Here is a 22949-nt window from a genome sequence, read left to right as displayed (position 1 = left end):
GGTTATTTTAGCGCAGTTTTGAATTGTGCAACGGCTTCATCCATATCATGAGCTTGAGCAGAGACAGAGTTCACTTCATGCAAGCATTCCTGAGCGGATTGCATGTTATTCTCAGATATTGCGTTTAGCTCGGTGATTGAACCGCTAACTTGGTTCATCACGATACCTTGTTCTTCAATTGCTGAAGCTATGCGCTCCGAATTACCTTGAATTGAATGCATGTCAGTAATGATCTGTTGCAGGCTAGAATCCAGTTTTTCAGAAGCATTAAGTGTTTGTTGCCCTTGATCGTTACATTGATCAATATCAGCAACAACTGTAGACATTTGAGTTTGAATGTCTGCAACGACCCGTGTGATTTCCTCTGTGGATTGATGAGTTCGGCTAGCTAGGGCGCGTACTTCATCGGCGACAACTGCAAACCCGCGGCCTTGTTCTCCTGCTCGCGCGGCTTCAATTGCTGCGTTGAGAGCTAGTAGGTTGGTTTGCTCTGCAATTTCTTGGATGATGTTCACGGCACCACCAATTTTATCTACATGCTGATTCAGCGAGCCAATCGACTGCTGGCTGTTTGATAAAATCGTGGTTAGTTGACCGATGTTGGTTACCGTCGCCTCAACAACTCCTCGACCTTGCTCGGCATTATTCGCTGCCTGATGTACGCCTTCTACCGCAACTGATGTGCTTTCAGAGATTTCACCTATTGTGGCAACCATTTGCTGAACTGCCGTCGCCATTGATGCTGTGTGGTCAGTTTGCGTGTGGAATTGCTCCATAACGCCTTCTAACTCACGATGCATATTATCGGTACTTGCAGTGAGTTGCGCCGATTTTTCTTGGGTACTACTAATTAGATGCTCAAGCTTATCCAATAGGTCATTGAGGTGATGACTGATATCAAATAGCTCGTCTTGACCTTTCAAATCAGATCGAAGTCCCATGTTGTTCGTTTCGCTGATACTTCGAATGGTGCCAAGTAAGCTATTCACTCGCGTATTGATTGAACGTGAAATTTGCCAAATCAATGCGAAAATAACGACTAAGATCAGAGCTGTAATGACCTGCTTGATGGTCGACATTTGTTCATCACGTTGTGCGGCAGCAGAGCTAAGGGCTGTGGAAAAGGTTTCAAATTGCTCTTCTACGGCATGGGATAATGCGCGAGTTTCACCGAGTAGGCCTTTGTCATAAGCAACCCCAACAACTTGCTTTTGGGCCGCCAATTGCTTACCTGTTTTGATAAGCTCCGGAGCATATTGCCCCTCAAGCAAGTCACTATTGAATAGTCCTGCTTTTACCGCAGAGTCAAAACGGACTAATGCCAATAACTGCTGGTGGTCTGAACGTTGTTTAGCTTCTAATAGTGCTTGTTCGTAACCGGCGAGAAGCCCACTCTTTGAATCAAGCCCGTATCGTTGGTAAGCGCTGACCAGATTCTGAAAGCCCCTTTGGTATGCGAGCAAGTCTTGCTTAAATTGTTGACTGGAAGGTAATTCATTACTCTTGAGTATGCTCGCAAGCTCTTTTTCTGTGTCTATAAACTTGTCAACATTGGCGTCAAACTTATTTAGATATTTGTCATTACTACGCAGTAGGAAATCTTTTTCATTTCTGCGTAAGTTGAGTAAGCGTATTTCTAGATCACCAACGAGTTTGATGGCGTGATTAAGATCATTGCTCTTATTTTCAAAATGGGATGACGTACCCAAAAGGGCCACGATGCCTAAAATGGCGATAACTCCGAGGAAGTAGAGTTTTTGCCTAATAGTCATATTGTTGTTTCCTGAATAAGTAACTAAAAAGAGAAATCCAATGAGATTTCCAAGGGCTAGCAAACGTTGTTCAACTAACATGTCGAGAAAACGACATGCACTAATACAGCACTTTTTTACGTTGCTGTTTTTTCGCTCCGTGCTTGTTTTTTGTATCAAGTCGTCGGCGTTGAGAAGCGCGGGTTGGTTTCGTTTTAATACGCTTCTTCTCCTGTAAAGCGGCAGCTTTTATCAATGCTTGAAGCCGATTTAGGGCGTCTTCCTTATTTTGTTCTTGTGTCCGAAATTGTTGCGCTTTGATGATGATCACGCCATCTTTACTTATACGACTATCAGAAAGTGCAAGTAATCGCTCTTTGTAAAAGTCAGGTAAGCTTGAATGCCGGATATCAAAGCGCAGGTGTATAGCGGACGCTACCTTGTTAACGTTCTGGCCACCATTTCCTTGAGCTCTAATTGGGGATAATTGAATTTCCCACTCTTGAATTGTGACGGAGTTCGAAATTTTGAGCATGATAAGTAAATGCCGGTAAGGACGATTGAAAGAGCTGATAAATTAACATTACAGATGCACAAATAGAAGAAAAGACATGAGCACGATTGATTTTAGACCCTATGAGGGATTCATATTTGATATGGATGGTACTCTAATCGATACCATGCCAGCCCATTTGGCAGCTTGGCAAGCAACTGCTGAGCGTTTTGATTTTCCGTTTTGCCAGGAATGGTTTCACAGTTTGGGAGGGATGCCGAGCTTTAAAATTGTTGAGGAACTAAATCGTGTGCATGAGCTTTCATTAGATCCTAAAACTGTCGCGACATTTAAAATGGAAACATTCGCTGCTATGGAGCTTCATGGTGACGTTATTCCTTGCACGAACATCGTGTTAGAGGAATATTTAGGCCATAAGAAAATTGCAGTCGGGACTGGCAGCCAACGAGAAAGTGCCATGCGCTTATTAAGCCATGCAGGTTTATTAGACAAGTTGGATGTTGTAGTAACCGCGAGTGATGTAGAGAACCATAAACCCTTTCCAGATACCTTTTTGGTGGCCGCGGAACAACTCGACTTGGAGGCGTCACAGTGTCTTGTGTTCGAGGATACTGAGTTGGGGAAGCGAGCGGCGCATGCAGCTGGTATGGATTGCGTTATGGTGCAAGATAATGAGTTGATCTTTTTCCCAAAACCATAGTGGCAATATCCCTTAATATGAGATCAAAATGGGGTGCAAATGCACCCCATTAATTTTTTACCACATCATCGATCATGAATCATAGATGCTTATTCTGGTTGAACTAGCTCTTGGTATTCAAATGAAGGTACCACAACTTCTACGCGACGGTTTTTCTCACGACCTTCGCGAGTGCTGTTGTCAGCAACTGGGTTTTCTTCACCCATACCTTTAACTGTCAAACGATCTGAACCAATGCCAGCTGCGGTTAGGTAATCAGCAACAGATTGAGCACGACGCTCAGACAGTTTTTGGTTGTATGCCGCAGGGCCTGAGCTATCCGTGTAACCAGTAATCTCTACTTGAGCTTGAGGATATTCGTTCAAGAATGAAACAAAGTTGTCCAGACGTTCAGAAACGGACTCTGTTAACTTAGCACTATCGAATTCAAACGTACCTGTACCGTACTCTTCTTTGTGCACCTTGCTCATCATCACTGGTTCTGGATCTGGCTCGATCACTTCTTCCGTTACAACTGCTGCAACAACTGGAGCTGCTGCGAATTTGTAGTTAACACCGATACCAAAGAAGTTAGCATCCATGTCGTCCCACACGTCGTCAGACATATCTTGGTAGCGTTGGTATTCAGCGCGAACACTCCAGTTTCTATCGATCGAGTATTCAGCACCCAAAGAACCTGTTGGGACAAAGTCTGTTTCGTCATCAGACATCATGTAAGCACCACCGATCTTAGCAAATAGATTCCAAGAGTCGTTTAAGTGCCAGTTTAATTTAGGTGCAAGTGTTAAAGCCGTTAGATTGCCGTCAATCGTATTAATCGTATTAGCCCCTGACCTAGAGTTTCCTTCATAGTCGCCTAAGAAGTCTACGCCGTACTCTAGCCCGATGATATCGGTAAAGTCATAACCGATATGTAGTCCTGCACCGAACGCTTCATCATCACAAGGGCTATTTAGATAGCAAGCGTCGTCAAGTGTAGTCATGCCCACTTTGCCCCCGATGTACATTTCAGCTTGAGCAGAGTTTAAAAGCGCGCTACTACCAGCTACCACTGCTGCTACTGCAATTGCTACTTTGTTCATAATGTTTCCTTGTATTGATTGCATATTAACTTCTACTTCGTTTTATCAAAAAATTAGAAAAAACCAGCGTTTATAAGAAATTAGTTTAATATTCTAATCATTTCATATCAAGCAACAATATATTTGAACTTGATCAACATTTACTACCCAAAAATACCTCACAAACTTCTGATATTTCTTACATTGTAGTAAAGATTTTTTGGTGCATAAGAAAATTGATGATTATTTTGAACTTTTTTTCGTAAACTTTACTTTACATTGTGCGCAGTGGTTAACAGGTGGTTTTTATTTGCATTTATTTGCAAAAACTGATTGCAAGTCTACGCCTAAGCCGATAAGTTACTTAAACGCTAGACAGAAAATGACCACAGCCCTTGATGCTGCTCGCTTTGTGAACAATGTTGCAATGAGTTCAGTTGGTAAAAATGGGGTCGGAAATAAAACCAGGAAGTAGAAGTAATGTTTCAAACTGATGATGTAAGAATAAATAGAGTAAAAGAGTTATTGCCACCTGTTGCAGTATTAGAGAAGTTCCCAGCGACTGAAACCGCTTCTTCGACCACTTTTGATTGCCGTAACGCCATTCACAATATTCTTGAAGGAAAAGACGATCGATTACTCGTGATCGTTGGCCCGTGTTCTATTCACGATCCGGCTGCCGCGGTTGAGTACGGCAAAAAGCTAAAAGTACTACGTGATGAACTGGGCGAGCAGCTTGAGGTTGTTATGCGAGTTTATTTTGAAAAGCCGCGTACGACCGTTGGTTGGAAAGGCCTTATCAATGACCCTTACTTAAATGACACCTATAAGCTAAATGATGGTCTACGTATCGGACGTAAACTTCTTCTTGATCTAACCGATATGGGCTTGCCAACGGCAAGTGAATTCTTAGATATGATCACACCTCAGTACGTGGCGGATTTGATCAGTTGGGGCGCTATCGGTGCTCGTACGACAGAATCTCAGGTTCACCGCGAGCTAGCTTCTGGTCTTTCTTGTCCTGTAGGTTTCAAAAACGGTACAGACGGGAATATTAAAATAGCGAGCGACGCGATTCGTTCTGCAAGCGCTTCCCATCACTTCCTTTCAGTAACAAAATACGGTCATTCCGCGATCGTAGAAACCGCTGGTAATCCAGACTGCCATATTATTCTACGTGGCGGTAAAGAACCAAACTACAGTGGAGCACATGTAGCTCAAATTAAAGATGAGCTGGACACCGCAGGTCTGCCGAAAAAAGTGATGATTGATTTTAGCCATGCTAACAGCTCGAAGCAGTTCAAGCGTCAAATGCTGGTGTCTGATGATGTATCCGAGCAAATCTCTGCTGGCGAAGAAGCCATTTTTGGTGTGATGATCGAGTCTCATTTAGTTGAAGGTCGCCAAGACTTAGTGGATGGCAAAGCAGCCACTTATGGTCAGTCGATTACTGATGCATGTATTGGTTGGGAAGATACGGAAACGGTACTTCGTCAGCTTTCTGATGCAGTAAAAGCGCGCCGCAACAAGTAAGCTCAACAGAAAAACTTTTTAAAAGCGAAAAGTGAATAGTGAAGAGCCAGAGGTACTATGCCTCTGGCTCTTTTTGTTGAGAATTACTCTCATATCTTTCTATTGTTTCTGCTTTCCTATATGTTATCTGTATACGTCGTAACCAAAAGGAATTTGGAATTGAATCGTAATGTATGGCTTCTATCCCTCTGCCAAGCCTTATTAATGACAGGGAATATTTTACTCATATCTGTTATTGCCCTTATTGGCAAAACACTTGCGCCGTCATCAAGTTTTATCACATTACCAGTTGCACTGCAGTTTTTGGGACTGATGGCCGCGACAATTCCTGCGTCGCTAATTATGGGCAAGTTAGGGCGTCGCCTTGGTTTTAGCCTTGGTAATGTCATTGGCATTTTGGGTGCTAGTCTAGCGACGTATGCATTAAGTCAACAAAACTTCTATCTGTTCTGCATGTCTACGTTTTTGCTTGGTGTTGGTATAGGTTTCGGTACTCTATACAGGTTTGCTGCCATTGAAGTGTGTGAAGAGTCGGCAAGGCATAGGGCGATTTCGATATCTATGGCGGGTGGGGTGTTAGCGGCGATCCTTGGGCCTAATCTGGCCGTGTACTCGCAGCAGTGGTCAGATGATGGCTTATACATTAGTGCATTTGCTGTGCTTGTCGTGCTTTATATAACCGCGTTGGTTGTGCTGCAAACCATTCGTTTTCCACCTGCACACACGCAGGCGCTACACGCTAAGGCGGATAAGCTGAGACTGATTATTCGTCGACCTAATTTCATGCTGGCAGTTATCGCGGCAATGGTTGCGTACGCGGTGATGAACATTTTAATGACAGCAACTCCTTTAGCGATGATTGGTTGTGGCTTTGATTTTGATAAAGCGGCGGGAGTGATCGAATGGCACGTGTTGGGTATGTTTGCACCTGCGTTTGTCACGGGCCGTCTGATAGAACGGTTTGGCGCTAAGAATATGATTTTGGCGGGTGGATTGCTATTTGTTGCTTGTATTGGAATTAATATACATGGAGTGTCTATCTGGCATTTTAGTCTTGCTTTAATCCTGTTAGGAATAGGGTGGAACTTTATGTTTATCGCAGCAACCGGGCTGTTTAGTCAAAGCTATGAAGCGAAAAACAGAAGCAAGGCTCAAGCGTTTAATGAATTCTTCGTGTTCAGTTGTGTCACCATCACCGCATTACTATCTGGTTGGCTTGAGTCTACCGTAGGTTGGCAGAATCTTAATTTGTATGTTCTTCCATTTGTGTTACTCGTTATCGCGATGTTTGCGTTAAAAACGAATAAAAAGCCAGAATCACAAACCGCTTAATTAAGGCTTAATATATAACCCGGCCTATCGTGTCGGGTTTGTTTATTAGCTCAAATCAACAATCTCTTCTTTATGTTTTTATCGATAATGTGAATTCCCACAATAAAAATGTCGATTTGATAAGACTTTTTATCTAACTTTTTGTAATAAAAATAAAAATCCTGTATATATCTTGCCGAAAATCAATAAAAACTAAAGAAGTTTCGTCTATGTCAGCCAATATTTCTCATAAAGCTCAAGAAACTCTCGTGAGGGAGTCTGAGGAACTCGTCTCAACAACGAACTTACAAGGTGTTATTACATATTGTAATGAAGCCTTTTGCCGCGTTGCTGAATACACTCACGAAGAACTTGTCGGTCAGAACCACAATATAGTTCGTCATAATGATATGCCTAAAGCCGCTTTCGGTGACATGTGGGCACGCCTTAAACAAGGTAAAGCCTGGCGTGGAATGGTTAAGAATTCCACTAAGTCTGGCGGTTACTATTGGGTTGATGCTTATGTCACCCCTATCTACGAAGACAACCATGTTGTTGGGTATCAATCAGTGCGCGTGAAGCCAAAGCGAGAGTGGGTTGATATTGCGACAAAAGCCTACAAAAGCATGCGTGCTGCAGAGAAGTCTGGCCGAACTTGGTCGTTGAAAATCAATGAAACCATTCGCTATGCGATTCTACTTGGTGCACTAACCGCACCTGCAACCGCATATGCGTTGTCTGTTGAAGGGCCGTTGGCTTGGCTTGCAAGTGCGTTACCTGCAAGTGTTCTGGCTCTGTTATTCCGCCAAGAGTTAATTGATACACCTCAGCAACTTAAAAAGTTACAAAAGCAATATGACAGCGTAAGTCGCTTGATCTATTCCGGTAACACGGCATTTTCGATTGCCGATTTCCATATCAAAATGCTATCCGCAAGAATTCGAACCGTGTTAGGAAGAATGACTGACTCCGCATTGCCTTTGCAGCATTGCGCCGAAGAGCTCAGTCAAACAACGGCAGAAGTCTCGGCTGCATTAAATCAGCAAAATACCGATATTCATCGTGTGCGAGATGCTACCCAAGAGGTGGAGTCGTCGGCAAATTCGGTTTCTTCGAGTACCAATGATGCCCATATGTTGATTGATGATACATTGAAGTCATGCTTGATGGCGAAGGAGACCATTGATCAAACGCACACCAATCTAGCGCAATTAAGCCTTCAAGCTGAAAAAGCGACGGAAACGACGTATCAACTGAGTGATCAGGCGCAGAAGGTGAACCATTTGATGGAAGAGATTGGTGGGATCGCAGAGCAAACCAATTTACTGGCACTTAACGCGGCGATTGAAGCGGCAAGAGCAGGGGAGCAAGGTCGTGGTTTTGCTGTTGTAGCTGATGAGGTCCGCGCGCTTTCTGGGCGTACATCCAATGCAACTGAACAAATCCAAGCTTCTATCTCCACTATGTTGGCAACGATTCAAAGTTGGCAGAAAGATATTCTGGCAAACAAAGAGCAAACCGATGCCTGTTCTCAAGTAGCAGAACAAAGCGCGTTGCGTTTGTCTGAAGTTGAACAGATGATGCAAACCATGAGTGGGCTGATGGTTGATGTAGCAGAAGCGGCGAATAACCAGTTAAAGCTATCTAGTGATGTAAACCAGCACATTCATTCTATCGCTTCGACCGCAGAACAAAACTTGGCAGCAACACATTCAGTTGAACAAAACAGCCGACAGTTGAAAGACCAAGTACAAGATTTCTATCAGCTCGCACTTCGATTTGAAGACAAATAGTCGTAACGAAAGTTGTGATGTTTATGTCCTGGCTGCGTTTATGCGAATAGGAGCCAGATAAAAGAAAGCCCCGCCATTGCTGGTGGGGCTTTTCAGTTTTCACATTCGCAATAGAGAAAACTGACTATCTTTTTACTGCAATTACGCGAGTAGCTCTTTTGCTGTGTTCACTACGTTTTCAGTCGTGAAACCAAACATTTTGAATAGTTCGCCAGCTGGTGCAGATTCACCGAATGAAGTCATACCGATGATGCGACCGTCGAAGCCTACGTACTTGTACCAGAAGTCAGCAATACCTGCTTCAATTGCGATACGTGCTGTTACGTCTGATGGCAGTACAGCTTCACGGTAAGCGGCGTCTTGTTTGTCGAATGCGTCTGTTGATGGCATTGAAACAACGCGTACTTTCTTACCTTCAGCAGTTAGCTGTGCTGCTGCTTCTACTGCTAGTTCAACTTCAGAACCTGTTGCGATAAGGATTAGCTCAGGCTTGCCTTCGCAATCTTTCAGAATGTAAGCACCTTTCGCGATGTCTGCTACTTGTTCTGCTGTGCGCTCTTGTTGCGCAAGGTTTTGACGAGAGAAGATAAGTGCTGTCGGTGCATCTTTACGTTCAATCGCCAACTTCCAAGCTACAGCGGACTCAACTTGGTCACATGGACGCCATGTGCTCATGTTTGGTGTTAGGCGTAGCGATGCCATTTGCTCAACTGGTTGGTGAGTTGGACCATCTTCGCCAAGACCGATAGAGTCATGCGTGTACACTTGGATGTTCTGAATTTTCATCAGCGCAGCCATACGCATTGCGTTACGTGCGTACTCCATGAACATTAGGAATGTTGCGCCGTAAGGAACGAAACCACCGTGTAGCGCGATACCGTTCATGATCGCTGTCATACCGAATTCACGTACGCCGTAGTGGATGTAGTTACCAGAGAAGTCGCTTGCTTCTAGAGACTTAGAACCAGACCACATGGTTAGGTTAGAAGGTGCTAGGTCAGCAGAGCCACCCATGAACTCTGGTAGTAGAGCACCAAATGCTTCTAGAGCATTTTGAGACGCTTTACGTGATGCAATGTTTGCTGGGTTAGCTTGAAGATCAGCAATGATTTGGCTTGCTTTTTCTTCCCACTGTGCAGGAAGCTCGCCGTTTACGCGGCGTTTAAATTCAGCTGCCAGCTCAGGGTACGCTGCTTCATAAGCTGCAAATTTCTCGTTCCACGCTGCTTCCTTAGCTGCGCCTGTTTCTTTCGCTGACCATTCTGCGTAGACTTCTTGCGGAATTTCAAAAGGACCGTGCTCCCAACCTAGTTCTTTGCGTGTTGCTGCGATTTCTTCTGCACCTAGTGGCGCACCGTGACAATCGTGTGAACCAGATTTGTTTGGTGAACCAAAACCGATGATAGTCTTAGTACAGATAAGTGTAGGACGTGGATCCGCTTTCGCTGCTTCAATTGCTGCGTTGATTGCGTCAGCATCGTGACCGTCTACTGCAGGGATTACGTGCCAACCGTAAGCTTCGAAACGCTTAGGTGTGTCGTCAGAGAACCAACCTTCAACGTGACCGTCGATAGAGATGCCGTTGTCATCCCAGAACGCGATCAGCTTGCCTAGACCTAGAGTACCTGCAAGAGAACATGCCTCGTGCGAAATACCTTCCATCAGACAGCCGTCGCCCATGAACACGTAAGTGAAGTGGTCAACGATGTCGTGGCCTTCTTTGTTGAACTGTGCTGCTAGCGCTTTTTCAGCTAGAGCCATACCAACCGCGTTAGTGATGCCTTGACCTAGAGGACCCGTTGTGGTCTCGATTCCTGGCGCGTAACCGTACTCTGGGTGACCAGGAGTTTTAGAGTGAAGCTGACGGAAGTTTTTCAGATCGTCGATAGACAACTCGTAACCTGCAAGGTGCAGTAGAGAGTAAATCAGCATTGAGCCGTGGCCGTTAGACAGTACGAAACGGTCGCGGTCTGCCCACTCAGGGTTTGATGGGTTGTGGTTTAGATGAGAGCGCCAAAGAACTTCAGCGATGTCAGCCATACCCATAGGTGCACCTGGGTGACCAGAGTTAGCTTGTTGAACACCATCCATGCTTAGCGCACGGATTGCATTTGCTAGATGTTTACGATCCATAGTGATTACTTCTCGATATTTGATTTAAATAGAGGGAACTCGCCGAAACAAGTTCAAATAGAATTTTTTGAAAATAGTGCTGATGGTAAAAGCGAGTAGACGGGCTACTCGCTTTTGGTAAGCAATTAAAGCTTAGCTTCGATCATCGCTTCTAGTTTGCCTTGGTCAACGGCGAAGTTGCGGATACCTTCAGCCAGCTTCTCAACAGCCATTGGGTCTTGGTTATGTTCCCATAGGAACTCTGCGTGAGTCATTGGTGCTGGACGCTCAGCTGCGCCTTTAGAATCAACTAGTTTCTCAACTACTTCACCTTCAGCTGCTTCTAGTTCTGCAAGTAGAGCAGGAGCGATAGTTAGACGGTCACAACCAGCTAGTTCTAAGATCTCACCGATATTACGGAAGCTTGCGCCCATAACTACAGTTTTGTAGCCGTATTCTTTGTAGTAGTTGTAGATCTTAGTTACAGATAGTACGCCTGGATCTTCTTGAGCTTCGAAGTCACGGCCTTCTTTCGCTTTGTACCAGTCCATGATACGACCAACGAATGGCGAGATTAGGAATACACCCGCTTCTGCACAAGCACGTGCTTGAGCGAACGAGAATAGAAGCGTTAGGTTACAGTTGATGCCTTCTTTTTCTAGGATCTCAGCTGCGCGAATGCCTTCCCAAGTTGAAGCCAGTTTGATAAGGATACGGTCGTTAGTGATGCCAGCATCGTTGTACATTTTCACTAGTTGACGAGCTTTCGCTACGCTGCCTTCCATATCGTAAGATAGACGAGCGTCTACTTCTGTAGAGATACGACCTGGGATAGTTTTTAGGATTTCTTTACCGATGTTTACTGCAAGCATGTCACAAGTGTCTTGAACTTGTTGAGCTTTGTCGTTGCTCTGTGCTTTAGCGTATTCGATTGAAGCATCGATTAGAGGTGCGTACTCTGCGATTTGAGCGGCTTTAAGGATAAGAGAAGGGTTAGTTGTTGCGTCTTCTGGCTGATACTTTTTAATTGCATCAATTTCGCCAGTGTCTGCTACTACAGTCGTTAGTTTACGAAGTTGCTCTAACTTGTTGCTCATAATCGATCATCCTATTTAAATGGGCTTAAGCGTGATTTTTGTTATCACAGCTTGTGCATTTGCAAGCGAGTTAGCTAACCGTCTCATCGCATTTAATGAGACATCTGCTCAGCCAACTACGGAAAATTTCGTTACCGAACAAATGCTATGAACATTTGATCGATAGCTGAGTAAATGATGTGTCCATATTTATCCTATCTATGCTGAAAGTCAATCGCTGAAATGGACTTATAGTGAACTTCATCAACGTTTTTTTACTGTGTGTTTAGTGGTTAACCCAAATAAACGTTTGCCCTTATTGTTCAAAGCTTGAGCGTTGTCCAAGAGGGTAAAAAATTGTAGTGAGAAAATGTTATTGCGATGAGCAAATGTAGCGTTTAAATTGATAAAGAACATATGCTAAGTCAATGAGCATATGTTCACTTATTGCATACAATATCGATCCTCTTAAAGGGCGAGAGAAACCATGAGCAGTTCTAATCAAGATATTTCCATTGAAAACACGGATTTGTTGACAGAGATTTCCGTCGCGTATTATCAAGACGGTGCGACTCAGGAAGAGATATCGAGAAAATTTGCCATATCACGCGCAAAGGTCGGGCGAATGCTCAAGCAAGCGCGTGATGAAGGCATTGTTGAAATTACCGTTAAATATCATCCGGTGTTCAGCGCTAAGATCGAACAACGTTTGATCGAACGATTCGGCGTTAAGCGCGCGCTTGTTGCTCTTGATCAACCGAATGAAGAAGCGCAACGACTACAGGTATCGGGATTGGTGTCCAATTATCTCACTAGCACGCTCAAAAACGGCATGGTGGTGACGGTCGGACAAGGGCGCAACGTGTCGTCTGTCGCTCACCATATTGGTGTTATTACGCCGCGTGATTGTAAATTTGTGTGTGGCATTGGTGGTATTCATCCGCGTGGCGGTATGTATAACGCCGACCATATTTGTCGTCAGTTGGCGAAGAAATATGGGGGAACCTCTGAAACCCTTTATGCGCCGGCATACGCAGAAAATAGAGAACAGAAGTTGGCCTTCATGCAAAATGCAACCGTGAAACAAACGCTCGACCTAGCACGTAAAGCCGATGTCGCTTTGGTTGGTATTGGTGACATGAGCGAAAACAGTTACATGGTCGACTTAGGTTGGTTTACGCCTGATGAAGTGGTTCAGTCGAGACTTCAACAAGGTGTGGTAGGGGATTTTGCAGGTTATGACTTCTTTGATATTCACGGTAATGTAGCGAACACGGTAATGAGTGACCGAGTAATTGGACTTGGTATTGAAGAGTTTCGGCCGATCTCGGAAGTCATTGCGATCGCAGCTGAGAACAGCAAGCCACTCGCTCTACTCGGAGCATTAAGAACTGGAGCGATAGACGTGATCGCCACGAGCGTTAGCAACGCATTAACCGTGCTCAACTTAGATGAGCAAATGCACGGCAACGCGACATCTGAACGCTAACGGAAATAGTCGGCTTTTGATGTAGTCAGGCTATGAGGGGTGACAAATCACTCATAGCCAGTTTCTATTTCGAAATGACAAGTTTGGTTTAGAAGCTGCGTTTAGTTTATTGGAACACATCATCTTTAGATAAACGTAAGATACTTTGTTAAACAGACACTTGTCTTAACACTCGATAGGTAGAGAGTGGTCTGTACCCCATTCGGTCCAAGAACCGTCGTACACCGACAGGTTGTCTAGACCAATTTGATACGCCGCGAGTAATAAAATGCATGCGGTTACACCGGAACCGCAACTAAAAATAATCGAATTGTCACTATCTATCGTTAGTGCGCTAAATATCTGTTGCAACTCTGAATTTGGTTTAATGTGACCGTTGGTCAAGAGTTCTTGAAACGGTAAGCAAACCGAATTTGGAATGTGCCCACTACGTAGACCTTCTCGTGGCTCAGGCACTTCACCAAGGAATCGTGCTTTGGCTCTGGCATCGATGATGTTGGCACTTTTATTGGTTGAATGAGCAAGAACATCTTGTGCACTCAAAAAGGCATTTTGGTTGAGCTTACCTGCAAAGTTACCTTCTTCGCTTGGTTGCGATAGGGTACTTTCAACAGGGAATCCGGCTTCAACCCAAGCGGGAAGGCCGCCGTTTAAGACTCGAACATTATCATGTCCCATAGCTTTGAACATCCACCAAGCTCTTGGCGCGGCTAAAGTGCCAGAGTTGTCGTAAACCACAATCAAATCTTCGTTGTTCAAACCGAGTTGTTGCGCACTTTGGTTGAAGCCTTCTTCTGTTGGCATCATATGCGGCAGGGAAGAACCGGGTAAACAAAAGTCATTGTCGTAATCGAAGCGTAAAGTATTTGGAATCCACTTATCTTGAATCTTTTTGCCTTCAGAAGGGATTTGAAACGCAATACTAGCGTCGAGGAGCTTGACGTTAGGTTGGCCGAGAAAGCTATTGAGTTCATCAGTACTAATCAGTGCTTGCATTGTCTTTAGTTTGCTAGGTGGATAATCTTACTGTTTTACAACAAAAAAATCGCATGTTCAAAAGAACGATGCGATTTTTAAGCTTGAGATTGAAGATTTATGATGAAAGGTCGCTTTCGCCATGCCTTCAATCTATCTAGTTACATGGTCCAAGTGTTGTCTCCAGAAGTAATCACTTTCTGAATTGGGTCACTGCCGTCATAGAACCAAATTTCAACAAGTAGGCTACCTTGGCTATCAGAAACATTAAAGTCGACGTTTGCTGTACCGTTGTTGAGTGGAACCGATGCGACTTTGCTTGGATATTTTGCATCGTAGTTACCTGAACTGTTCTCGACAAACTCTTTGTACACGCTTAGGTGTGCACGTTGTGAAGAGAAACCACTGATGTTTACATTGAGCGTACCTTCCGTCACTGGGTTGTAGCTAAAGCCATCCGGTACTACTAGGTCCTGCATGGTTGCATTTTCTACAGTTACGGTAGTCTCTTCTACGGTTGTTTCTTCCTGTTGGGTTGTGTCTTCCTCTGCAACGGTGGTTTGGGTTGGTGAAGGTGGTGTACTGTTACCACCTCCGCCGCCACCGCCACAAGCCGTTAGTGCTAATCCCATGATGATTGTGATAAGTGCTTTCATAATGTTATCTCCCTATGGAATGTAGCATTTGTTAGGTGTTGGAGCGGTGTGCCAATCTGTGCTTCGTTCGCCACCAGACTCAGCCCAAGTTTGGAATTGAGGGTATGCATCGACCATGTCTACACGCTCTAGCGGCCAATCCCAATCTTCTACTATCAACAGTGCCCAAGGTAAGTTGTTTGCTGTTTTGAAGTACACACCTTGCGCAGGGTCACTTGCATCGACGCCGACACCGAAGAGGTTTTGGTCATCAAACTGTTCTGTTGGTGCTTGGTCTGCTAAGTGAACTTCCCACTTACGCCCTGGTTGGAAAGTAATACCATCGCCATGGTAAGTGCCTGGTGTTGCAAAGATGAACGGGTCGTATGGCATGGCTTGAATTGCTGAACGGTCAGAGCCTTCAGTGAAGTACACATTCAAGGTAAAGGTGAGTGAAACGTTATCATCACAGCCAGACTCGGTACGGAAGTAGCTACAGCTGCTCGCCGCGTGTGTGCTTAAGTCTTCACTGATGATGAAAATGGCTTCATCAGAAATACTTTCCAAGCCATTAGATGCTTGTTCTACACCATTGAAGGAGAGCGTTGTTAGTCCGTTTTCAATCGAGCGTCTTAAAACACCCGGTAGTCGGATTGCGAAGCCATTTTTGTAACTTGCGCCGTAAGCCGCTAGGTCACCAGTAATTTGAATATTCTCAACATGACCAGCAAGACTGGTTTCAGTGATGCGGAATTTCACGACCACATCGTTCATATCGTAGTCTGCGGTGTATGGCCAGTTATCTTCGTAAGCGACGGTGGCGTAATCTTCTGCACTCGGGAAATATTCCACTGAGTAGCCATTACCAGTGATGGTAATTGGGTAATCTTCCACCTCACCAGATGTCGAACCACCATCGTAGTTTAATCCGGTTTGTTGGCTAAAGCGGAATCGGCTCCAGCTTGAACCTTCAGTTGCAGCGGTTGAAACGACAAACGGTAGGGGATTATTACCCGCAGACAGTAGTTGGTCAGTAAAGACTTGTTCGCCTTCATCATTAAAGTCACCATCGCGGTTCCAGTCAAACCATGCTGATAGGTAGCCAGAAGTGGAAGCCGTCACATTCACAATTGAACTTAAGCCTGGGTCAAGTGCGGATACAAAACCAACACCATCTTCATCAGCGGTGCCAACAGAGTTGTCGTTTGCTTGACCGTCGGCATCACCATCTGGCGCGACAGAACCAAGCCAAGTTACACCGTCCACCTCGTGGCGAGGACCATTTGACGCAAGTGTTGTGTGGTAGCTGTCTGGAGCATCACCAAAATCGATTGGCTCGTCTTCGTCAATCACTGGAGCATTTGCACAACGTGCGCCATCATTTTGGCTTGAGCTTGGACCGTTAGACACAAACTCAACCGCAGGAACGATACCTGCTGCGATATTGGCTGCGTTACCTTCCGAAAGGTCAACGCGATAGATTTTGCCATCTTGGTTACGTGACACGTAGTAGTTTCCGTTTACATCGAAGTAGCCAGCACCAAATGTGCCTAACTCGCCAGTGTCGCCTATCGCAGTCGTATTACCATTCGATGGGTTGAACTGGTACAGCACTCCAGAGTTATTGTCGATGCCGTAAAGGGAACCGTCGCCTGGATGGAATGCAAAGTCGGTTAGGTTCACAGTCGCTGTTGAACTAATTTTCACGATGCTCAATGTCGCATTTGGATCAGAATCGAGCGGAGAAAGGTCAATGGAGAAAAGTCCTTTGCCTTTGCGGTACAAGTAGTAGACGTGGTTGTAAACGTCACCTACGTAAAAGGTGTGGTCGGTTGGAAGACCCGAAACATTAAGCGTCTCTGCTTGGAAGTCTTGACCAAGACGAACAATCTTTTTGTTTGTGGTGTCGTAGCCGTAGATATAACGGTCAGTGAAGTTAAAGCCTACACCGTTGATGCCCGAAGCCAAACCTGTGTCGTCCTCTAAAAGAGTCGTAGAACCTGTAACCAAATTGACGCCATAGATTTGAACCGGGGTTGATTGGAATAGGTATGCTTTGCTTGGGCATGTGTCAAATGGCGCCGCTTGTGCATAAGCGCTCGCTATTAGAGACCCAAGTAGTAGTGATGTCCTTTTCATAATTCGCCCTCTCATTGGTTCGTGATATATGCAATGAAAGGAATGTGCCAACTTTTAAGTGGTTGAATTTTATGGATTTAATATTTGTAAGGAGAAGGGTTTTAAATCTGATTGTCAAAATGAGAAAAAAGCCCAACATCGAGTTGGGCTTTTTGGGAATGATTAGAGGTTTAGAGCTAACTACAAACCGGACAGGTGGGCATTTTCATCAGATTCATTTCTCGCCAAGACATGCTGAGCGCATCCAAAATCAGAATTTTGCCTTTCTTTGGTTGGCCGTAATCAGCAATCACTTTAATCGCCTCCATCGCCTGTACTGCGCCAACAATACCCACAACAGGCGCCATGACTCCGGCTTCGACACAACTTAACGCACCGCTGCCGAAGAGGGCACTTAAGCACTGGTAACATGGTTGCGCTGGGTCATCATAAGTAAACACGCTCACTTGGCCTTCCATACGAATAGCCGCGCCTGAAATTAGCGGTGTTTTAGTCGCAAAACATAGGCGGTTAAGTTGATTGCGCGTATCGACGTTATCTGATGCATCAACAACAATTGTGTGCTGTTCGATCAAGCTTTTTAGCTCTGTATCATCAAGACGTTTTTCGATGGTATCTACAATGATGTGCGGGTTAAGTTCGCGTAGTGCATCAGCAGCCGATTCGACCTTCTTACGACCAATATCCGCATCGTGGTGCAGAACTTGTCGCTGAAGATTAGACAACTCGACGATATCATCATCAATCAGCGTAATTTTACCGACACCAGCAGTGGCCAAATATTGGCTTGATGCGCAGCCTAAACCGCCAGCACCAAGCATCAGTACCGATGCTTGTTTGAGTGCTTCTTGCCCATCAAAGTCGAATTGACGAAGAATGATTTGGCGGTTGTAACGCAACATTTCCTGATCGGAAAGAATGTCCACAACGTCTTCCTAGTAAAGGGTTGAGTTGAATAGTTGAACCTGAACCGTTTCGCCCACTTCAACTCGGCCGCGCTCACGTTCCAAGACAACAAAACAGTTCGCTAGGCTCATTGAGCGGAATGCGCCAGAGCTTTGGTTACCGGTTGTTTCAACGACAAACTTGCCATCTTCCAATGTATAGATACCACGTTGGTAATCGGTACGGCCTGGCGCTTTCTTAAAGGCGGTTTTGGTTGTTGCCGGAATAGACTCGGGTGCTTTCCATTCGGTGTGGCCTGCAAGTTTTGCCAGCATTGGTTGGACAAGCACGTACATAGTAAGGACTGCAGAAACCGGGTTACCTGGCAGACCACAGAACCAAGCTGTACTTAGCTTACCAAACGCGAAAGGTTTACCCGGCTTGATTGCTAGCTTCCAGAAACCGATTTCACCAAGTTCTTCAAGAATGTCTTTGGTGTAATCCGCTTCGCCCACACTGACACCGCCTGAGGTCACGACCACATCTGCCAATGTTTGTGCTTTCTCAAAAGTTGCTTTCAGAGTCTCTGGGCAATCTGGAATGATGCCAAGATCAACGGCTTCACAACCGAAGTTCTCGATAAGTGGTTTAATACCGTAACGGTTGCTATCGTAGATTTGGCCTTCGTCTAGCGGCTCGCCCAGTGGTTTAAGTTCATCACCAGTAGAGAAGAAAGCAACTTTTGGCTTACGTACTACTGTCACATGGCTTATACCAAGAGACGCAATCATCGGAATATCGCGAGGTGTCAAACGTGCACCTTTTGCAAGTACGATGTCGCCTTGCTTGATGTCGTCACCTGTTGGGCGGATGTTGTTTTGTAGCTTCACGTCGGTTTGGTTGAACTGAATGCCATCATCTGTCACTTCAGTATTTTCTTGCATGATAACGGCATCACAACCCTGTGGGATTTTTGCGCCAGTCATGATGCGAACACAGGTACCTTGAGGCCATTCACCTTCAAAAGGTTGTCCTGCAAATGATTTACCTGCCAGAGGCAATACAGAAGATGACTCAAGATCTTGAATGCGAATAGCGTAGCCATCCATTGCTGAGTTATCGAATGGTGGTACGTGAATAGGAGACAAAATGTCTTCTGCCAGTACAAAACCGAGTGCGTCTGCAAGTGGAAGAGAAAGCGTTGTTTGGATAGGTTTGATTCGCGATAACATTTTGTCCATCGCTTCTTCAATTGGCATCAAGCCAGGTGCGTCGCAGCAGCCCATTGAGAAAATCCTGTGTTCTTTTGTTTTGTGGCAACTTTACCATAAAAGGGGACTGAGTAAGAATGTCCACCTATAAAATATGGGTGTAATTATTCAAAAATCCGAGTATCCTTGTCAGCCATCCAAAAGGGGTAAAAAACCTGCGGAGCTCAAGAAAATCAGCTCAGTACCTTCATCTGATGTGACTTGGTGTAAAGACACGAACTGAGCAACTCAAAGCGAAAAGTATGAATGCAATTTTGATTGGGTTTGTACGAAGGCTGAAGTAAAACAAAAGAGGAAGTGGAATGTCAGGTCTTAGCGAGTCAGCGAAGTTAGTAAAAGAAGCGCTAGAGCAACGCGGTTTGGAAACGCCAATGCGTCCAAACAACGTAAGTCGTGAAGAGAAGAAAGAGAAGATCGAACACCACATGCGTGAGATCTTAGGTCTACTTCAACTTGACCTCACTGACGATAGCCTAGAAGAAACCCCTCACCGCATTGCTAAGATGTACGTTGACGAAATCTTCTCTGGTCTGGATTACTCCAACTTTCCTAAAATCACGGTGATTGAGAACAAGATGAACGTGAGCGAGATGGTTCGCGTGAAGGACATCACGGTGACCAGCACTTGTGAACACCACCTTGTGACCATCGATGGCAAGGCTGCTGTGGCTTACATTCCACGTGGCAAGATCATTGGCCTGTCAAAGATCAACCGTATCGTTCGCTTCTTTGCCCAGCGTCCACAAGTTCAAGAGCGTATGACTCAGCAAATTCTTGTTGCACTTCAAACGTTGCTTGAGTCCGATGATGTGGCAGTGACGATTGACGCAACACACTACTGCGTGAAATCTCGCGGTGTGATGGATGCAACCAGCGAAACGACGACAACAGCATTGGGCGGTATCTTCAAAAGCAACCCAGCAACGCGTGCCGAGTTTCTGCACGGTTTACGCTAGGTAACCAAGCACTATTCTAAGAGGATGGCAAACGCCATCCTTTTTTTATGCTTGTTTAGAAAATGACTTCATGATTTCTGGCCAATACATTTTGACGTAACCTGCCGATACCCAAACAACCAATACAGTCGCGATACTGAGCTCTAGAAAACCAAAGTCGTGCAGCCAGTGCCATTGAGGGTGCGATTCGGCAAAAAAAGAGGTTAAGCGATGCATTGCGATAGCGCTGATCACGGAAGGAAAGGTTACTGCCGCGATAGAAGGTTGAAACTTCAAGCGAAGTAAGCGGAAGTAACATAAGTAGATCAATAAAGTCATAGTGATGGCGATCCCTGCCAATGCGCCTGTTAGTATCGGATCAGGTAAGGGAAAGTTCACCAAGTATGCTGCTAATGACAAGTTTACCGGCGCGGCCATAATCGCGAGGGTCGGTCTTGCTCGCCTTGGTAGAGAGCCGAAAAACACTAAACGATACAACACGAGTGGCAGCATGAAGAAATAAATGCCGATGCACATCATCGCTAACGTTTCGGAGAATAAGTTGTGACCTAGTTGAGAACCGGCTAGTGAACTACTGATCAGCCCCACCGGATAAAGAAACCAACTCGGTACGATATTGGACATTTTGAAGTTCATTAGCTGAAAGCTAAAAAACAGCACCATCATAGTAAAATGCAGCAAAAGCGCCATAAACCAAAGTGGATAAGCGATGATAGGCGCTACAGCGGCAAGATAATCTGCAAGGATCAGTAACGCCATACTCATTGGTGCCATTAAACTACCACTCAGCGGGTGACGAATGTCGACCATGAATAATCGTGGATTAGCGGCATATTTTATGAGTACAGGGGCGAGTAAAAGTGCGCCGAGTGACGCCAAAAATGGGCGTATCGGTTCACCAATCTCAGGAACATAGAGTGCCCAAGCTTGCCCTAAACCTATCATACCTAGTGCCAACGCGGCTTGAGACGGCGGGACACTATAAAACTGCACAAGTCTTCTCCAGTTCAAATCTACTCCATTTGATTTTTGCCTGAATGAAACAAAACATGACGATTTGGATGAAATGCTCTATTTAAATAGCGAATACTAACAAGTATGGAGAGGGGTTTCTCATGAAAGGTGGTGAGCAAATATCAGAGAATGATAATTTTGTGAGTTTGGTATCGAATATTTGGGAAAAGATGTAAAAATGCAGAGTTTATCGCTCCAAACCCTTCGATAGTCTGGAGCGAAGTGATAACAAAGAGAATGTTATGTTGATTGATTCTCCGGTAGATCCTGCTGGCGTAACTTTTCGTTTTTGATTGTGCGATGCAGCAGCTGGCTGTAAATAGGTTGTCCACCCAACAATTGAGCAATAATCACAGCGCCCAAACAAGTAATGATCAATGGCAGGATTAAGTAGTAGTTATTCGTCATTTCAATCACTAACAGAATACCAGTAATCGGTGCACGTACCGTTGCAGCAAACAGGGCACCCATGCCCGCAATCGCAAATACACCAGGCTCGATATCAAGCGCAGGGAGCAAGACATCAGCACTTGCTCCGAACGCATAACCAAATAAGGTTCCCAGAGCAAGCATAGGTGCAAAGATGCCTCCCGGCGCACCAGAACCAAAACAGAGCAGGGTTGTAATTACACGACCAAAGAAAAGCAAAACTAAAATGGATACCGAGTAGTTACCGTTAGTAATGTCAGGAATAAGGCCGATACCACCACCAGTTAGTTGGGGTACGTACAAAAGAAGCAAGCCAAACACGCCTCCCAGTAACGAACCCACAATCAAGTAGCGCTTACGATCGTTTTTGTGAATTGCGACAAAACTGTCTTGTGCCACGGTAATCAGTTTGTTGAAGATCACGCCAAACACGCCAAACAATGCGCCAAGCAATAAAAATAGCCATAGGGTTTGAAGCTCTGGCGACTGGTATTGCGGCATAGTGATAACGGCGTCTTGCCCGTTGATGGCGCGAAACACTATGTTCGCCATAATGGCAGAAATGATCACTGCACGAATTGAGATCAAAGAGTAGCGAAACTGAGGTCGCATTTCCTCCACAACGAACATAATGCCTGCGAGTGGGGCATTAAAGGCCGCAGCCAAACCACCAGCAGCACCAGACGCGAGCAGGGAGTGGCGGGTATCGTCATCCTTTACGCGGAATATATCGGTCACCATTCGACCAACAGCGCCCCCCATTTGAACGGTTGGGCCTTCACGACCCAGCACCATACCTGAGCCAAGTGCGCCCATGCCGCCGAAGAATTTTACTGGTAGAACTCGCCACCAGCGCACTGGACGAATATTATCCATTGCCCCTTCGATTTCAGGAATACCAGAGCCTGCCGCTTCTGGCGCAAAGCGGTGCACAAGAAAATAGCCAATAAAAGCTAAAAGTGCGCTAATGAGAACCGCTGCCAGCCACAATGGTAGAACATTACCAATTTCGCTTCTTAACCATTCTGTTCGTGTTTCAGAAACGAAATGAACGGCAAGCTCGAAATACGTACCGACAAAACCAGCCAACGTACCCACAATGGCGGCCATAATGAGAACAGAAAATGGTGTTGACCCTCGAGAGACAAACTGGTTAATCGCATCTTTCGGTACGTGCGCTAACACAGATTTCACAATTCTCTCGCGTTTGGTCATTAACAAGCTCTCCTGTTGCTGGGGGAAGGTACGAAAGAAAGTATACGCTTCGCAGAGTCTAGACCTAATCAATAAAGATGCAATTTAGCT

Annotated in this window: 19 protein-coding genes; 7 read left to right on the top strand and 12 right to left on the bottom strand. The window is 45.1% G+C overall.

Annotated features, from left to right (window positions below; genetic code table 11):
• Positions 1 to 2: 2 nt before the first annotated feature.
• Together J4N40_RS20150 and arfB are read right to left on the bottom strand one after the other, a co-directional pair.
• Complete coding sequence (locus J4N40_RS20150) at positions 3 to 1772, bottom strand: methyl-accepting chemotaxis protein (RefSeq protein WP_171346088.1); 1770 nt, start codon at positions 1770 to 1772, stop codon at positions 3 to 5.
• 100 nt (positions 1773 to 1872) lie between these two features.
• Positions 1873 to 2286, bottom strand: a complete 414-nt coding sequence (gene arfB, locus J4N40_RS20145; RefSeq protein ID WP_017635196.1) for an alternative ribosome rescue aminoacyl-tRNA hydrolase ArfB — start codon at positions 2284 to 2286, stop codon at positions 1873 to 1875.
• 76 nt (positions 2287 to 2362) lie between these two features.
• On the opposite strand from arfB, the gene J4N40_RS20140 reads away from it, so the two are divergent.
• Positions 2363 to 2965, top strand: a complete 603-nt coding sequence (locus J4N40_RS20140) for a beta-phosphoglucomutase family hydrolase (RefSeq protein WP_017819896.1) — start codon at positions 2363 to 2365, stop codon at positions 2963 to 2965.
• Between the two features lie 89 nt (positions 2966 to 3054).
• Here the strand turns inward: J4N40_RS20140 and J4N40_RS20135 are convergent, their stop codons facing one another.
• Positions 3055 to 4047: an OmpA family protein gene (locus J4N40_RS20135; RefSeq protein WP_171346089.1), complete on the bottom strand. Its 993-nt coding sequence runs from the start codon at positions 4045 to 4047 to the stop codon at positions 3055 to 3057.
• Positions 4048 to 4249: 202 nt separating this feature from the next.
• Between J4N40_RS20135 and J4N40_RS20130 the strand changes: the two genes are divergently transcribed.
• The 4 genes from J4N40_RS20130 to J4N40_RS20115 all read left to right on the top strand — a co-directional run bounded on the left by J4N40_RS20130 (position 4250) and on the right by J4N40_RS20115 (position 8663).
• Positions 4250 to 4501 (top strand): hypothetical protein, encoded by a 252-nt coding sequence (locus J4N40_RS20130; RefSeq protein ID WP_151515721.1) that lies wholly within the window; start codon positions 4250 to 4252, stop codon positions 4499 to 4501.
• 5 nt (positions 4502 to 4506) lie between these two features.
• Entirely contained in the window at positions 4507 to 5559 is a 1053-nt protein-coding gene (gene aroG, locus J4N40_RS20125) for a 3-deoxy-7-phosphoheptulonate synthase AroG (RefSeq protein ID WP_213972228.1), read from the top strand.
• A 159-nt stretch (positions 5560 to 5718) separates the two neighbouring features.
• On the top strand, positions 5719 to 6891 hold the full coding sequence (locus J4N40_RS20120) for an MFS transporter (RefSeq protein ID WP_021035943.1): 1173 nt from the start codon (positions 5719 to 5721) through the stop codon (positions 6889 to 6891).
• 209 nt (positions 6892 to 7100) lie between these two features.
• Entirely contained in the window at positions 7101 to 8663 is a 1563-nt protein-coding gene (locus J4N40_RS20115; protein ID WP_151515720.1) for a methyl-accepting chemotaxis protein, read from the top strand.
• A 141-nt stretch (positions 8664 to 8804) separates the two neighbouring features.
• Here the strand turns inward: J4N40_RS20115 and tkt are convergent, their stop codons facing one another.
• Positions 8805 to 10796 carry a transketolase gene (gene tkt, locus J4N40_RS20110; protein ID WP_042522667.1) on the bottom strand — a complete coding sequence of 664 codons (1992 nt, stop codon included), beginning with the start codon at positions 10794 to 10796 and terminating at the stop codon, positions 8805 to 8807.
• Between the two features lie 125 nt (positions 10797 to 10921).
• On the bottom strand, positions 10922 to 11872 hold the full coding sequence (gene tal / locus J4N40_RS20105) for a transaldolase (protein WP_005373488.1): 951 nt from the start codon (positions 11870 to 11872) through the stop codon (positions 10922 to 10924).
• Between the two features lie 466 nt (positions 11873 to 12338).
• Between tal and J4N40_RS20100 the strand changes: the two genes are divergently transcribed.
• Entirely contained in the window at positions 12339 to 13340 is a 1002-nt protein-coding gene (locus J4N40_RS20100; RefSeq protein ID WP_005387670.1) for a sugar-binding transcriptional regulator, read from the top strand.
• A 165-nt stretch (positions 13341 to 13505) separates the two neighbouring features.
• Here the strand turns inward: J4N40_RS20100 and J4N40_RS20095 are convergent, their stop codons facing one another.
• From J4N40_RS20095 to moeA, 5 genes are all read right to left on the bottom strand, one after another.
• On the bottom strand, positions 13506 to 14336 hold the full coding sequence (locus tag J4N40_RS20095) for a sulfurtransferase (RefSeq protein WP_213907153.1): 831 nt from the start codon (positions 14334 to 14336) through the stop codon (positions 13506 to 13508).
• A gap of 140 nt (positions 14337 to 14476) precedes the next feature.
• Complete coding sequence (locus J4N40_RS20090; protein ID WP_213906157.1) at positions 14477 to 14971, bottom strand: hypothetical protein; 495 nt, start codon at positions 14969 to 14971, stop codon at positions 14477 to 14479.
• A 12-nt stretch (positions 14972 to 14983) separates the two neighbouring features.
• Complete coding sequence (locus J4N40_RS20085; protein ID WP_250654687.1) at positions 14984 to 17089, bottom strand: LruC domain-containing protein; 2106 nt, start codon at positions 17087 to 17089, stop codon at positions 14984 to 14986.
• A gap of 176 nt (positions 17090 to 17265) precedes the next feature.
• The gene (gene moeB / locus J4N40_RS20080; protein WP_213906155.1) at positions 17266 to 18015 is read right to left on the bottom strand and encodes a molybdopterin-synthase adenylyltransferase MoeB; all 750 of its coding nucleotides are present in this window, start codon (positions 18013 to 18015) and stop codon (positions 17266 to 17268) included.
• A gap of 9 nt (positions 18016 to 18024) precedes the next feature.
• Positions 18025 to 19260: a molybdopterin molybdotransferase MoeA gene (gene moeA / locus J4N40_RS20075; protein ID WP_171346094.1), complete on the bottom strand. Its 1236-nt coding sequence runs from the start codon at positions 19258 to 19260 to the stop codon at positions 18025 to 18027.
• Positions 19261 to 19547: 287 nt separating this feature from the next.
• Between moeA and folE the strand changes: the two genes are divergently transcribed.
• Positions 19548 to 20201 (top strand): GTP cyclohydrolase I FolE, encoded by a 654-nt coding sequence (gene folE, locus J4N40_RS20070; RefSeq protein ID WP_005373478.1) that lies wholly within the window; start codon positions 19548 to 19550, stop codon positions 20199 to 20201.
• A 45-nt stretch (positions 20202 to 20246) separates the two neighbouring features.
• Here folE and J4N40_RS20065 read toward each other — a convergent pair whose 3' ends face one another.
• Both J4N40_RS20065 and clcA read right to left on the bottom strand, forming a co-directional pair.
• Positions 20247 to 21212, bottom strand: a complete 966-nt coding sequence (locus tag J4N40_RS20065; protein ID WP_115386549.1) for a TDT family transporter — start codon at positions 21210 to 21212, stop codon at positions 20247 to 20249.
• Between the two features lie 243 nt (positions 21213 to 21455).
• Positions 21456 to 22859, bottom strand: coding sequence for a H(+)/Cl(-) exchange transporter ClcA (gene clcA, locus J4N40_RS20060; RefSeq protein WP_005373473.1), 1404 nt, complete (start codon positions 22857 to 22859; stop codon positions 21456 to 21458).
• Between the last annotated feature and the right edge of the window lie 90 nt (positions 22860 to 22949).

The sequence above is a fragment of the Vibrio sp. SCSIO 43097 genome (genome assembly GCF_023650755.1).
Lineage (GTDB): Bacteria > Pseudomonadota > Gammaproteobacteria > Enterobacterales > Vibrionaceae > Vibrio > Vibrio alginolyticus.
The sequence above is the reverse complement of the archived record's forward strand: the minus strand, read 5'-3'. Positions and strand labels throughout refer to the sequence as shown.